We start from the raw sequence: 12,889 nt of genomic DNA, 5'->3' as shown, positions 1-12,889 counted from the left end.
TCCGCTCGACTTGCATGTGTTAGGCCTGCCGCCAGCGTTCAATCTGAGCCATGATCAAACTCTTCAATTTAAAGTTTTGATTACCTAAATTAATAGGTGTGACTCAACGAATACTGACTTCAAAATCTATTCTTACTCGAAAGTAAAAAGTAATTCTAAAGCTATTACCATTCCAACAGAATGGTAATGAATTGACTGTGCCGAATAATTTCTTTCTACAAGAGAAAGTAGTTAAACGTATTGGTCACTCAGTTCATTGAAATCATTTTGTTACCGAAGTAACTGTCATTACGCTCTTTCGAAAAAGAACCAATAACGTTTTGATATTCATCAACGAGTGCCCACACAGATTGATAGGTTTAAATTGTTAAAGAGCTTTACTTCTCAAGCGCTCCTTTTAAGTAAGGTGCCTCTCGAAGTGGACGGCCATTCTAGCGAATTAACATTCAGTGTCAAACACTTTTTGAAAATTAATTTTTTGTCGCTTTCCGTCTTACTGATTCTTGCTGAAGCCTTGTGGCGTCTGCCGTCTCAGTGGTGTCGCATTATAGGGAACCCTCTCAGCTTAGCAACTACTTTTTCATAAAAAATGAATAAATAGGGGTTAACTGCCTAATAGTTCACCTAAACGTAAAAAAGAGAGCATTTCTGCTCTCTTTTTACTCAAAATCTAAAGGTATTGTTAGATAAACGCGTAAGCATCAGCGTACATATGGTCGCGCTTTGCGTCTTTGTTTTGAGTAAATAAGTCTCTTGCTGCACCCGCCATTTCAAAACGGCCTGCAATATAGATATCGAAATCAGCTAATGATTCGAAGCTTTGCGTAATAGCTTCAAGCACATTACCTGTTTGACCATGCCAAACCTCAGGAGCTTGTTCTACAACAGGTACAAAGTGTACGTTGCTATGTTTTTCTGCAATATCGACTAACTCTTCTTTCGCATATAACTGGCACTCATCTTTTGCGCCCCAGTATAAGTGAATCTCTTTCTTGCTGTTTTGTGCAATACAGTGATCAAGAATCGAACGTACATAGCTGAAACCAGTACCACCAGCAATCAATAATAGAGGACGTTCGCTTTCTTCTTTAACCCACGCGTTACCGTGAGGAGCATCAATAGCAATATCACCATCTTCAGATTGTGCTTTTTTCATCGCCTCAACAACTTCTAACGCGTAAGCATTGTGCTCAGCAGCACCAATGTGTAACTCAAGCTCGCCTTCATGGCGACAAGGGCTACTTGCAATCGAAAATGGGCGCTTGTCTTTTTCACCCATTTCAACCATCAAGTATTGTCCCGCTTTAAAAGCGACCGGTGTTTCTGGGTGAAGTAGGATTTGGTAAGTGTTACAAGCCAAAGGCTCGATAGATTTCACTTTACATTTAATAGTCATGTTCTTCCTCTCACTAACCCTCAATCGGCAAAGGTTAGAACTAAATTACTTTCTGCAAATGCTTGGCAAGCAAAAATCCAACCTTGTAACTGCTCTTTCTCTGTGAGCATGGGTTCAAGGTGGTAACTCACTTGGCCTTCTAATTTTTTGCACATACACATCGCGCATGCGCCAACTTGGCAACGATTCGGGAAATTGATATTGCTGTTGAGCGCAGCATCCAAGATCGTTTGCCCTTTTCCTACTGTGAAACTGATGTTTTCTGGATATAAGACTACTTGGTAGCTCATGAAATTCCTAGCTGTTCCCAAATGCTATCAATCTTTTTGACGAGCTCAGGATCTTTTGTAATTGGCACCCCCCACTCACGAAGGCATTCACCTTCCCATTTATTAGTCGCATCTAGACCCATTTTTGAGTGTCCAGTTTCATTCTGTAGGAACAATGTATCTCTGGCCGGGTCCATTCTTGTGGTCACCGCCCAAATGATGTCATTCCAATCACTCACGTTGACATCACCATCACACACGATAACAAATTTATTCTCATCAAATTGAGACCAAACCGCTTCCATGATTTTCTTACCGTTACCTGCAGCTTGCTTATCAATAGACACGACAACCATGCTGGCGTTGTCGTTCTGTAGATGAATATCAATAATTTCAGGGTGAGCCTTAGTTAACTCAGCCAGGCTACCTTCGATATGTTCACTACTTACAGGCGCAGATTCAACGTCTGGCGATAATGCTAACTCCGCATCCCACTTCTTGGTGATGTCTAAGCCCATCTTAGAACCCAATCCAACCACTGGAGACGCAAAATCTAACGAGTCGATCGGTGTGTTCTCTATCATCAAGCTATCGCGTGACGGATCCATATATTTACACATCGCAGCGGTTACTTGAGACCAATCACGTGCGTTCACATCCTCATCGCACACCAATACAAATTTGGTGTACATGAATTGACGCAAGAAAGACCATACACCCATCATCACTCGCTTAGCGTGACCTGGGTATTGCTTCTTCATTGTCACTACCGCCATTCGGTACGAACAACCTTCAGGCGGCAGGTAGAAATCTTCGATCTCAGGGAACTGCTTTTGAAGAATAGGAACAAACACTTCATTTAGTGCAACACCCAATACCGCTGGCTCATCAGGCGGACGGCCAGTATACGTGCTGTGATAAATAGGGTTCTCGCGCATGGTTACATGAGTAATCGTAAATACGTGGTGCTTTTCTTTCTCGTTGTAGTAACCCGTGTGGTCTCCGTATGGGCCTTCGTCCGCGAACTCATTCGGGTCGATGTAGCCTTCCATTACGATTTCCGCACTTGCTGGTACCTCTAGGTTATTACTGATTGATTTAACGACCTCAGTTTTACTACCACGCAGCAATCCTGCAAATGCGTATTCCGATAAGGTATCTGGTACTGGTGTCACCGCGCCAAGAATGGTGGCAGGGTCTGCGCCAAATGCTACAGATATCGGAAATGGTTTACCTGGGTTGGTTTCCATCCAATCGCGTAGATCAAGCGCACCACCACGATGGGCTAACCAACGCATGATGATTTTGTTTTTACCGATCTTTTGCTGGCGATAGATACCTAAGTTTTGGCGTTTTTTATTTGGACCACGAGTAACCGTTAAACCCCATGTTAGCAATGGCGCGACATCGTCGGCCCAGCAACTCATCACAGGAATTTTATCTAGGTCGACCTCATTACCTTGCCAAACCACTTGTTGGCAAGCCGCTTTGCGAAGGCGTTTAGCCGGCATGTTTAAGACTTGCTTAAACACTGGCAGCTTATCAAGAGCGTCTTTAAAGCCTTTTGGGGGCTCAGGCTCTTTTAGGTAAGCAAGCAACTTGCCCACTTCACGCAGTTCTTTTACTTCCTGACGACCCATACCAATAGCCACACGGTTAGGTGTACCAAATAGGTTAGTCAAAACAGGCATGTCATAGCCTACAGGATTTTCAAACAAAAGAGCCGGGCCACCAGCACGTAGAGTACGGTCGCTAATCTCGGTCATTTCGTAGTCTGGATCGACAGGGTGAGAAATGCGTTTCAACTGACCAATACTTTCAAGATGGTCGATAAAATCACGTAAATCTTTAAAACTCATAGGACTTCTACATGCTGATTATTCTGCGCTCAGTATATCAAAAAGGGTGACGCTGAGATCCCCCTTTTTAATGTGGTTATTGAGAGGCAAAATCCACTTTACGGTAATGCTTGCTCGATCAAAGAGCTCTTCACCTGAGGGTTATCATTGACGAGGTCTTGCAACCAGCGAGTGTGACCTTGTTTGGCCAGTTCACGCGCGACTAATGGCGCTTCATCGGCAATCGCCATCCGAGAGACAAGGAACTGCTTCACTTCTTCTGATAACGGATTAACCTTGGTAAGCAAAGTTATCGCCTCATCTTTCAAGCGCGGATTCTTAGTCGCCGCCATTACCTGTTCAAGCGCGAACGTTTGTTTAGTTTCAGCAAGGCGCACTAGTTCGGCTTGACTATGATAATCGGCCTTCATTCGCCATAGAATCTTGTAGACCTCCGGGTCTTCGCTGACTTGCGCTAACCGAACCACCACCTCTGTAGAAGGTAACCAACTAACAATAGAAGATGCGGTGAGTTGCTTAGTCAGATAATCAACCGCTTCAGGTGACAAACTATCTAGCTCTCTTATTAACAGAGCCTCTCGCGTTTGAACTTGATGCTCAGGGCCAGATAGCCACTCTTTTAGGTCGAGCTCTTGTTTTTCTGCATCTAACACAAATACCAATGTTGTTTGGTCTTGGTGCCACTGTTTGATTAATCGATTAGCAATCGAAGGGTAATTAAAGGCAGGTACCGTGAACTCATATCCATCACCACGCTCTAAAACTTGGTAAGTCGGCGTGAGATCAAGTTGTTGCTCGATGAAGATAGACATCTTAGGAGTGAGTGCAATTTTTTGTTGCTCAATCTTCTTCAAAAGTTGGTAACGAGCTACCTCTTGCTGAGGAAATGTCAGACGCTCAAGCGCGAAACGTAACGAATTGACTTCATCACGCACAACAAGCTCGAGTAATTCAGCAGTTTTCAGTTTTACTTGATCATTCTCAAGCCAAGACTCAACTGTAAGTGGAGACATCTCGGTGGCATAGCTCATACCAACCGGTGAAAATAACAGTGAAGTAGACAGGAGTAATGATGACAACAGTCCATGTTGCATTTTAACTTCCTTTTAACACTTTTGGTCATTCTGCAAGCTAGCGCTGTAAAATGCAAATAAAAAGCGCCACCCGAAGGCAGCGCTTTTTGATAACTATAAACCCGTCAAGGTTACTGACGGCGCATTGCGTCAAAGAACTCATCGTTCGTTTTAGTCATTGCTAGCTTGTCGATAAGGAATTCCATCGCGTCGATTTCGCCCATTGGGTGAACAATCTTACGCAGGATCCACATCTTCTGTAATTCATCGTTCTTAGTAAGAAGCTCTTCACGACGAGTACCAGAGCGGTTGAAATCAATCGCTGGGAATACGCGTTTTTCCGCAATCTTACGGTTAAGGTGCAGTTCCATGTTACCTGTACCTTTGAACTCTTCGTAGATAACTTCATCCATCTTAGAACCAGTATCAACCAGTGCTGTTGCGATGATAGTTAAGCTACCGCCTTCTTCTACGTTACGTGCCGCACCAAAGAAGCGCTTTGGACGATGTAGAGCATTCGCATCAACACCACCAGTAAGAACTTTACCAGATGAAGGAATCACGGTGTTGTAAGCACGAGCGAGACGAGTGATTGAGTCCAGTAGGATAACCACGTCTTTCTTGTGTTCAACAAGGCGCTTCGCCTTCTCGATTACCATTTCTGCTACTTGTACGTGGCGAGATGCTGGCTCATCGAAAGTCGATGCAATTACTTCACCTTTAACTAGGCGCTGCATTTCTGTTACTTCTTCTGGACGCTCATCGATAAGTAGAACCATTAGTTCACACTCTGGATGGTTGCGAGCAATGCTTTGAGCGATATTTTGCAGCAGCATTGTTTTACCCGCTTTAGGCGGAGCAACAATCAGACCACGCTGACCTTTACCAATTGGTGAAGCAAGGTCAAGGATTCGGGCTGTGATATCTTCAGTCGCACCATTACCAGCTTCCATCACCATACGTTCGTTGGCATGAAGAGGAGTAAGGTTTTCAAAAAGGATTTTGTTACGTGCGTTGTCTGGCTTGTCGTAGTTAACCGTGTTTACTTTAAGTAGTGCAAAGTAACGCTCGCCATCTTTAGGTGGGCGGATTTTACCGCCAATAGAATCACCTGTGCGAAGGTTAAAACGACGAATCTGGCTTGGTGATACATAAATATCATCTGGCCCAGCAAGGTATGAGCTGTCGCCGCTACGCAGGAAACCAAAACCGTCTTGAAGAATTTCTAGAACACCATCACCAAAGATGTCTTCACCACTTTTTGCATGCGCTTTAAGGATGGAGAAGATAATGTCTTGTTTTCTTAAGCGAGCTTGATTTTCAAGACCTAGGCTTTCGCTAAGTTTAACAAGTTCAGACACTGGTCTGTTCTTCAGTTCAGTAAGATTCATAGTGGTGGAAGTTTGTTTAGTCAAAATAGGATCTGTTTTCTTAAGTTAAGAAGGATTTGGTCACGCAGGATCGACCAAGAAGAGAAATTCGTTCAATTAACGTGCGATAAATTAGCACTAAAACTAAGACTAGTCCATAGCTTAGAAAAAACAAAACCGCGCATTTGTTAACTGCGCGGTTTCTTTTCAAATGCTCACCTAATTAAAGGTTAGCGTCTAGGAACTCTTTAAGTTGAGTTTTAGACAATGCACCAACTTTAGTTGCTGCTACGCCACCATCTTTGAAAAGAAGTAGCGTTGGAATACCGCGAATACCAAATTTTGGTGGAGTTCCTGCGTTTTGGTCGATATTTAATTTACCGATAGTGAGCTTGCCTTCGTACTCGTCTGCGATTTCATCAAGAATCGGAGCAATCATCTTACAAGGACCACACCATTCAGCCCAAAAATCAACAAGAACCGGGCCTGCAGCATTGATCACATCGTTATCAAAACCGTCATCAGTTAGCTGCAAAATCTTATCACTCATCTTCCACTCCAATGTATTTTTTAGAACTGGTTGGATGATAACCAGTAAATAGATGCCCTATTGGAATGTATTTACTTTCGTATTGCAAGCTTAAGCTGATATTCTATAGCAATGAAAAAGACGCATATCACAGAGCAAAAGTTCGCCGACTTGGATTTACTCCCGCAAGTCATTGAAGGATTGGAGAAAAAAGGGTTCGATTACTGTACCCCTATCCAAGCCTTGGCGCTCCCGGTACTGCTCACCGGCCAAGACATTGCAGGCCAGGCCCAAACGGGTACTGGTAAAACGCTTGCGTTTCTTACTGCTACTTTTAATCACCTGCTAAAAACACCTGAGCATGAAGGGCGCAAGCCTAACCAGCCACGTGCGATTATTATGGCACCAACACGTGAACTCGCGATTCAGATCTACAACGATGCTGACTCTCTGGTTGAAAGCACAGGTATCAAAGCAGCACTTGCTTACGGTGGCGAAAGCTACGACAAGCAACTAGGTAAGATCGAAGAAGGCGCAGATATCTTAATTGGTACAACTGGCCGTATCATCGATTTCTACAAGCAGAAGGTATTTAACCTTAACCATATTCAAGCTGTTGTTCTTGACGAAGCTGATCGCATGTTCGATCTTGGTTTCATCAAAGACATCCGCTTCTTGTTCCGCCGTATGCCTGAGCCAAAAGATCGCCTGAACATGCTGTTCTCTGCGACGCTGTCTTACCGCGTACAAGAGCTAGCGTTCGAACACATGCACAACCCAGAGCATGTTGTTGTTGAGCCAGAGCGCAAAACAGGTCACCGCATTCAGGAAGAGCTTTTCTACCCTTCTAACGAACATAAGATGGCCCTTCTACAAACGTTAATCGAAGAAGAATGGCCAGATCGCGCAATCATCTTCGCTAACACGAAGCACAAATGTGAATCAGTTTGGGGTCACTTGGCTGCCGATGGTCATCGTGTTGGTCTACTAACAGGTGATGTTCCACAGAAGAAACGTGAAAAGATTCTTGAACAGTTCACTAAAGGTGATGTAGACCTACTTGTAGCAACCGATGTTGCAGCACGTGGCTTACACATTCCTCAAGTAACACACGTATTCAACTTTGACCTGCCAGACGATTGCGAAGATTACGTTCACCGTATCGGCCGTACAGGTCGTGCTGGTGAAAGCGGTCATTCGATCAGCTTTGCTTGTGAAGATTACGCAATCAACTTGCCACCAATCGAAGAATACATCGAGCACGCTATTCCAATGTCTGACTACGATGCTTCTGCACTACTAGAAGATCTACCGGCACCATTGCGTTTACGTACACGTAATCCGCAACAACGTCGCTCAAACAACAATGGTCCACGTAACGGTAACCGTAAACCAAACCAGAACCGTCGCCCACGCCAACCGCGTCATAACAAGGAAGCTTAGTCGCTTATGAGCCAAACAGTGTCATCCCCGCTTTACGCTGCAATCGACCTCGGGTCGAACAGTTTTCATATGCTCGTTGTGCGCCATATCGATGGCAGCGTGCAAACCATGGCTAAGATTAAGCGTAAAGTTCGTTTAGCCGCAGGCTTAGATGAAAATAACGCACTTAGTAAAGAAGCGATGCAGCGAGGCTGGGACTGTTTGAGTCTCTTTGCAGAGCGACTGCAAGACATTCCTAAAGAAAATATCCGCATTGTAGGTACTGCGACCCTGCGTACAGCGACCAATGTGGGTATCTTTCTAGAGAAAGCGAACCAGATCCTTGGTTACGATATCAATGTTATCTCTGGTGAAGAAGAAGCTGCGACTATCTATAAAGGCGTAGCACACACTTCTGGTGGCAGTGGTCGCCGACTAGTTGTTGACATTGGTGGCGCGAGTACCGAGATGATCATCGGTGAAGGCTTCTCAGCGAAAGCATTAACTAGCCTGAAGATGGGCTGTGTTACTTGGCTTGAGCGTCACTTTAAAGATCGCCAATTAACCGCAACCAACTTTGACAACGCCATTGAAGCGGCTAAATCTACGCTGGCACCAATCCTTGATAGCTACACGGATATAGGATGGGATGTGTGTGTTGGTGCAAGTGGCACCGTTCAAGCTTTGCAAGAAATCATGTTGGCACAAGGCATGGATGAGGTCATCACTCACGCCAAGCTTAAACGCCTACAAAAACAAGCAATGGCAGCAGAGCGACTCGAAGAGCTAGAGATTGAAGGGTTAACCCTTGAACGTGCACTTGTATTCCCGAGTGGCCTATCGATTCTAATTGCTATTTTTGAGCTGCTTGAGATTGATTCAATGACACTCGCCGGCGGTGCACTCCGTGAAGGCCTTGCTTATGAGATGGTTGACGAGTTACGCCAAGAAGATATTAGGGCTCGTACGGTAGCTAGCGTTCAGTCTCGCTATCAAATGGACGTCACTTACGGTGAGCAAGTTGCATCGTTAGCACAATATCTATTTGAACAAGCGGGCGCTGAGGAATGGGTATCAGAACCTCAAGCTGGTATCCTTTTGCAAACTGCAGCTAAACTGCACGAAATTGGTTTAACCATCGATTTCAAAAAAGGTGGCGAACACAGCGCATACTTACTACAAAACTTGGATTTGCCTGGTTTTACACGTGCACAGAAGCACTACCTCGGTGAACTCGTACGTCGCTACCGTGAGCAACTGACATCACTGCCAGAGCAACACGCCGTATCAGGTACTAGTAGCAAACGTATTTTACGTATTCTACGCTTAGCCATTTTGCTAACTCATCGCCGTAACCCTGACCTTGTCGCGCAAGTGAAGTTAACAGCACAAGATGACAAGCTAACATTAAATCTGTCCAAGCAATGGTTGGAGGCCAACCCTCTTACGGCTGCTGAGCTAGAAATTGAGTCGAACCGCCAAACTGATATTGGTTGGCCGCTCAATATAGAATGCCTGTGATATTAATTATCTGTCGCTAGAAATTAAAAAAGCCCAAGTTAGTTGACTAACTTGGGCTTTTTATTACCGCTGCATTAATGCTTTGCGTTACAAATCTCAAACTTAAGCGTTAACACCTGTCGCTTTAAAGTCAGGGTTCACTGCGGTTAACTTCTTAACCACGTAATTAAGTAGCACACCGTACATAGGTACGAACAGACCTAAGCTGATGATAAGCTTGAAGCCATAATCGACCAATGCAATCTCAGTCCAGTGCTCAGCCATGAATGGATCTGGGCTTTGGTAGAAAGCAATCGCAAAGAACGCGATGGTATCGAGCGCGTTACCAAATAGCGTTGAACACGTTGGGGCTACCCACCACTGCTTCATTTGGCGTAAGCGGTTGAAAACATGCACATCCAAGATCTGACCCAGTAAATAAGCCATGAAGCTCGCCGCGGCGATACGTGCAACAAACAAGTTGAACTCACCTAATTGGCTAAAGCCTTGGAATGAACCTTCAAAGAACACCACAGACAATAAATAAGAAACGGCTAGTGCAGGCAACATCACTAAGAAAATGATTTTACGAGCAAGCTGCGCGCCAAAAATGCGTACTGTTAGGTCGGTCGCTAGGAAGATAAACGGGAAAGTGAAAGCACCCCAAGTGGTGTGCATACCGAAGACGGTAAAAGGTAGCTGAACCAGATAGTTGCTTGACGCAATAATCACCAAATGGAACAACACTAATAGTGCTAGGGCTTTGCGCTGTTGCGCAGGGGTAAAGTTACTCATGCTGTACCTTTTTAGTTTGGTTTGGGGGTGAGGGAACCCAAATCGAGTCATTTCTTCGAATAAACCAAGAAAGCTCTTACCAATAATGTGAATTAAAAATGTATCTATAAATTGCTCTATTGAGCGGCGGGCGATTATACATTAATCAATATTGGCTGCAACGATGAGAATAGACGCAAACGTTTATCCTCACATTTATTGGCGAATGACGTTAAAAGCTATGTTTTTTAAAGCGAGGTTTTTAGGTTCTATGCCTAAAATTAGAAATGCGCTTGAAGTTAGAAGCCACGCTTGAAAAGCGTCGCGAGATAATCAAACTCTTCTCGGCTTTCTTCAGCGTTTAACGACTCAAACCAGATTGATTCACTGTAATGTTCAGACTTTAAAAACATTCGACAGTCTTCAAAATCGATCAACCAAGAATGCATGTCAGCGTCCCATTGCTTTTCTACAACAGAAGCGGACAGCAATGCCACCAGCTTTTCACCTAACACTTCGTAAGAATCAAAATCAAAACTTGGAGACGTAATCAATAAACGCCCTTCCTCAGCTAAATACTCTCTTAAGCCAAATTCTGTGTTTGTTGTCATGTCCCTATCAACCTTATTCTTTTTCTATGAACTAACCGTTCTTATAAGCTAAACGCTTCTGAAAACTAGCAATCAGCCAATTAGCCGTGGGTGGTAATGTGTTCTTGAATCAAATCTAAGAATGGATCAGCGTACTTATCGAGTTTGCGTTGACCGACACCATTCACTGCCAACATCTCTCCGTAAGATGTGGGTAGGATTTCGGCCATATCAATCAAGGTCGCATCACTGAAGACAACATAAGGTGGTAAGCCATCTTCATCAGCAATCGACTTACGCAGCTTACGCAGTTTGGCAAACAGCTTCTTATCGTAGTTCTTGCTACTTAACTTATCGGACTTAGCATTACGAACTGCGGTATCCAAACGAGGCACTGCCAACTCCAAAGACATTTCACCGCGTAACAGCGGGCGTGCTTCTTCGGTTAACTGCAAAGTCGAGTTACGAGTGATGTTCTGGAACAACAAGCCTTTGTGAATTAACTGACGGAAGATACTGATCCAGTAGTCGTGGCTGTGATCGCGACCAATACCGTAAGTAGACAACTTATCGTGACCATTATCGCGCACACGGATGTTCTGCATACCACGCATCACTTCAACCACGTAACCCATACCAAATGACTGATTTACGCGGTACACACAAGACAACGCCTTTTGCGCTTCTTGGGTCGCGTCAAAGTGTTTTGGTGGATCTAAGCAAATATCGCAGTTACCACATTGCTTCTCACGATATTCGCCAAAGTAATTAAGCAGAACCTGACGACGACAAGTTTGCGCTTCAGCAAAGGCACTCATCGCGTTCAGCTTGTGCATTTCAACTTGTTTCTGTGGGCCTTCTTCTTTCTCATCCAGCATGCGACGCAGCCACCCCATATCAGCAGGGTCAAACAGCATCATAGCTTCAGCAGGCAAGCCATCACGACCCGCACGGCCAGTCTCTTGATAGTAAGATTCGATGTTACGTGGAATATCAAAGTGCACCACAAAGCGTACATTGGGTTTATTGATACCCATACCAAACGCCACAGTCGCCACAACGATCTGAATATCATCGCGTTGGAAGGCCTCTTGCACATAAGCACGCTCATCAGTGTCCATTCCGGCATGATAACCCGCCGCACGAAGACCGTTATTGCACAGCTTCTCGGTCACCATTTCCACTTTTTTACGGCTACCACAGTAGATAATGCCGCAATTACCTTTCTGTGTTTCTAGGTAGCGAACCACCTGAGACACTGGCTTGTGTTTCTCTACAAGGTTGTAACGAATATTAGGACGATCGAAGCTGCCTAAATAAGTGTGCGGCTCCACCAACTGCAAACGCGAGATAATATCTTTGCGCGTCGCATCGTCAGCGGTTGCCGTTAGCGCCATATAAGGTACATGCGGGAAGTACTGTTTAAGTTGCCCCAATGATGCATATTCAGGGCGGAAGTCGTGTCCCCACTGAGAGATACAGTGCGCTTCATCGACTGCGATCATTGAAAGAGGAAGCCCTTGTAGACGCTCGATAAAGTCACGCATCAACACCCGCTCTGGCGAAACATAGACCATTTTCAATTGGCCTGAGTTCATGCGATTAAACACCGAGATTAGCTTTTCTCTTGGCATCGACGAGTTAATGCACTCAGCAGCGACGCCATTGGCCTTCAATTGGTCAACTTGGTCTTTCATTAGCGAGATCAGTGGTGAGATAACCAAAGTTAACCCTTCACGAACCAAGGCCGGAATTTGATAACACAGCGACTTACCGCCACCAGTTGGCATAATCACCAAGCTATCTTTGCCTTCAACGGCAAGATCGATGACCTCTTGCTGACCATCGCGAAAACTTTGATAACCAAAGACATCTTGTAAGATGTTTTGCGCATCATTCGCGGGAGTCGGTATTTGCTCAGCAATCAGAGTGGCGGTCATTGTGGTTCCTAATCGAGGTATAAAATCAGCCAGCATCATTCGCAAGCAAGGCGCACATTGTAGAGGGGAACGCTGGTGAATTAAACCGCAAATTGTTAGGTGAAAAGGGTTAACGCTCCTATACTGACCAACTCTCTTATAAATCTTATTAATAAGCACTCAATGCT

Annotated in this window: 11 protein-coding genes and 1 rRNA gene; 2 read left to right on the top strand and 10 right to left on the bottom strand. The window is 44.7% G+C overall.

Features of this window, described 5'->3' with window-relative positions:
• The 7 genes from L8S15_RS20880 to trxA form a co-directional block, all read right to left on the bottom strand.
• Positions 1-70, bottom strand: a 16S ribosomal RNA gene (locus L8S15_RS20880); the annotation flags it as partial.
• A 612-nt stretch (positions 71-682) separates the two neighbouring features.
• Positions 683-1,396 carry an NAD(P)H-flavin reductase gene (fre, locus tag L8S15_RS20875; protein ID WP_010440710.1) on the bottom strand — a complete coding sequence of 238 codons (714 nt, stop codon included), beginning with the start codon at positions 1,394-1,396 and terminating at the stop codon, positions 683-685.
• Between the two features lie 20 nt (positions 1,397-1,416).
• Positions 1,417-1,686 (bottom strand): 2Fe-2S iron-sulfur cluster-binding protein, encoded by a 270-nt coding sequence (locus L8S15_RS20870; protein WP_016767813.1) that lies wholly within the window; start codon positions 1,684-1,686, stop codon positions 1,417-1,419.
• On the bottom strand, positions 1,683-3,524 hold the full coding sequence (ubiD, locus tag L8S15_RS20865; RefSeq protein ID WP_065100115.1) for a 4-hydroxy-3-polyprenylbenzoate decarboxylase: 1,842 nt from the start codon (positions 3,522-3,524) through the stop codon (positions 1,683-1,685). The genes L8S15_RS20870 and ubiD overlap by 4 nt, the downstream gene beginning before the upstream one ends.
• Positions 3,525-3,622: 98 nt before the next feature.
• The gene (locus L8S15_RS20860; RefSeq protein WP_010440704.1) at positions 3,623-4,618 is read right to left on the bottom strand and encodes a hypothetical protein; all 996 of its coding nucleotides are present in this window, start codon (positions 4,616-4,618) and stop codon (positions 3,623-3,625) included.
• A gap of 110 nt (positions 4,619-4,728) precedes the next feature.
• Positions 4,729-5,988 carry a transcription termination factor Rho gene (gene rho / locus L8S15_RS20855; protein WP_010440702.1) on the bottom strand — a complete coding sequence of 420 codons (1,260 nt, stop codon included), beginning with the start codon at positions 5,986-5,988 and terminating at the stop codon, positions 4,729-4,731.
• 202 nt (positions 5,989-6,190) lie between these two features.
• Positions 6,191-6,517, bottom strand: a complete 327-nt coding sequence (gene trxA / locus L8S15_RS20850) for a thioredoxin TrxA (RefSeq protein WP_010440700.1) — start codon at positions 6,515-6,517, stop codon at positions 6,191-6,193.
• 111 nt (positions 6,518-6,628) lie between these two features.
• Here trxA and rhlB point away from each other — a divergent pair, with 111 nt between their 5' ends.
• Together rhlB and gppA are read left to right on the top strand one after the other, a co-directional pair.
• Positions 6,629-7,939 (top strand): ATP-dependent RNA helicase RhlB, encoded by a 1,311-nt coding sequence (gene rhlB / locus L8S15_RS20845; RefSeq protein WP_010440697.1) that lies wholly within the window; start codon positions 6,629-6,631, stop codon positions 7,937-7,939.
• A gap of 6 nt (positions 7,940-7,945) precedes the next feature.
• Positions 7,946-9,439, top strand: a complete 1,494-nt coding sequence (gene gppA / locus L8S15_RS20840; RefSeq protein ID WP_010440695.1) for a guanosine-5'-triphosphate,3'-diphosphate diphosphatase — start codon at positions 7,946-7,948, stop codon at positions 9,437-9,439.
• Between the two features lie 102 nt (positions 9,440-9,541).
• Here gppA and L8S15_RS20835 read toward each other — a convergent pair whose 3' ends face one another.
• The 3 genes from L8S15_RS20835 to recQ form a co-directional block, all read right to left on the bottom strand.
• Positions 9,542-10,213 (bottom strand): 7-cyano-7-deazaguanine/7-aminomethyl-7-deazaguanine transporter, encoded by a 672-nt coding sequence (locus L8S15_RS20835; protein WP_010440693.1) that lies wholly within the window; start codon positions 10,211-10,213, stop codon positions 9,542-9,544.
• 278 nt (positions 10,214-10,491) lie between these two features.
• Entirely contained in the window at positions 10,492-10,803 is a 312-nt protein-coding gene (locus tag L8S15_RS20830) for a DUF3630 family protein (protein ID WP_010440691.1), read from the bottom strand.
• 80 nt (positions 10,804-10,883) lie between these two features.
• A complete protein-coding gene (recQ, locus tag L8S15_RS20825) occupies positions 10,884-12,722 on the bottom strand; it encodes an ATP-dependent DNA helicase RecQ (protein WP_010440689.1) in 1,839 nt (612 codons plus the stop codon).
• Between the last annotated feature and the right edge of the window lie 167 nt (positions 12,723-12,889).

The sequence above is a fragment of the Vibrio sp. S/42/10 genome (genome assembly GCF_029890535.1).
Classification (GTDB): domain Bacteria; phylum Pseudomonadota; class Gammaproteobacteria; order Enterobacterales; family Vibrionaceae; genus Vibrio; species Vibrio cyclitrophicus.
The sequence above is the reverse complement of the archived record's forward strand: the minus strand, read 5'-3'. Positions and strand labels throughout refer to the sequence as shown.

What these genes read in the sequence shown, in the direction of transcription:
- fre (WP_010440710.1), bottom strand. Translation starts at nt 1,396, where the DNA reads ATGACTATTAAATGTAAAGTGAAATCTATCGAGCCTTTGGCTTGTAAC.
- L8S15_RS20870 (WP_016767813.1), bottom strand. Translation starts at nt 1,686, where the DNA reads ATGAGCTACCAAGTAGTCTTATATCCAGAAAACATCAGTTTCACAGTA.
- ubiD (WP_065100115.1), bottom strand. Translation starts at nt 3,524, where the DNA reads ATGAGTTTTAAAGATTTACGTGATTTTATCGACCATCTTGAAAGTATT.
- L8S15_RS20860 (WP_010440704.1), bottom strand. Translation starts at nt 4,618, where the DNA reads ATGCAACATGGACTGTTGTCATCATTACTCCTGTCTACTTCACTGTTA.
- rho (WP_010440702.1), bottom strand. Translation starts at nt 5,988, where the DNA reads ATGAATCTTACTGAACTGAAGAACAGACCAGTGTCTGAACTTGTTAAA.
- trxA (WP_010440700.1), bottom strand. Translation starts at nt 6,517, where the DNA reads ATGAGTGATAAGATTTTGCAGCTAACTGATGACGGTTTTGATAACGAT.
- rhlB (WP_010440697.1), top strand. Translation starts at nt 6,629, where the DNA reads ATGAAAAAGACGCATATCACAGAGCAAAAGTTCGCCGACTTGGATTTA.
- gppA (WP_010440695.1), top strand. Translation starts at nt 7,946, where the DNA reads ATGAGCCAAACAGTGTCATCCCCGCTTTACGCTGCAATCGACCTCGGG.
- L8S15_RS20835 (WP_010440693.1), bottom strand. Translation starts at nt 10,213, where the DNA reads ATGAGTAACTTTACCCCTGCGCAACAGCGCAAAGCCCTAGCACTATTA.
- L8S15_RS20830 (WP_010440691.1), bottom strand. Translation starts at nt 10,803, where the DNA reads ATGACAACAAACACAGAATTTGGCTTAAGAGAGTATTTAGCTGAGGAA.
- recQ (WP_010440689.1), bottom strand. Translation starts at nt 12,722, where the DNA reads ATGACCGCCACTCTGATTGCTGAGCAAATACCGACTCCCGCGAATGAT.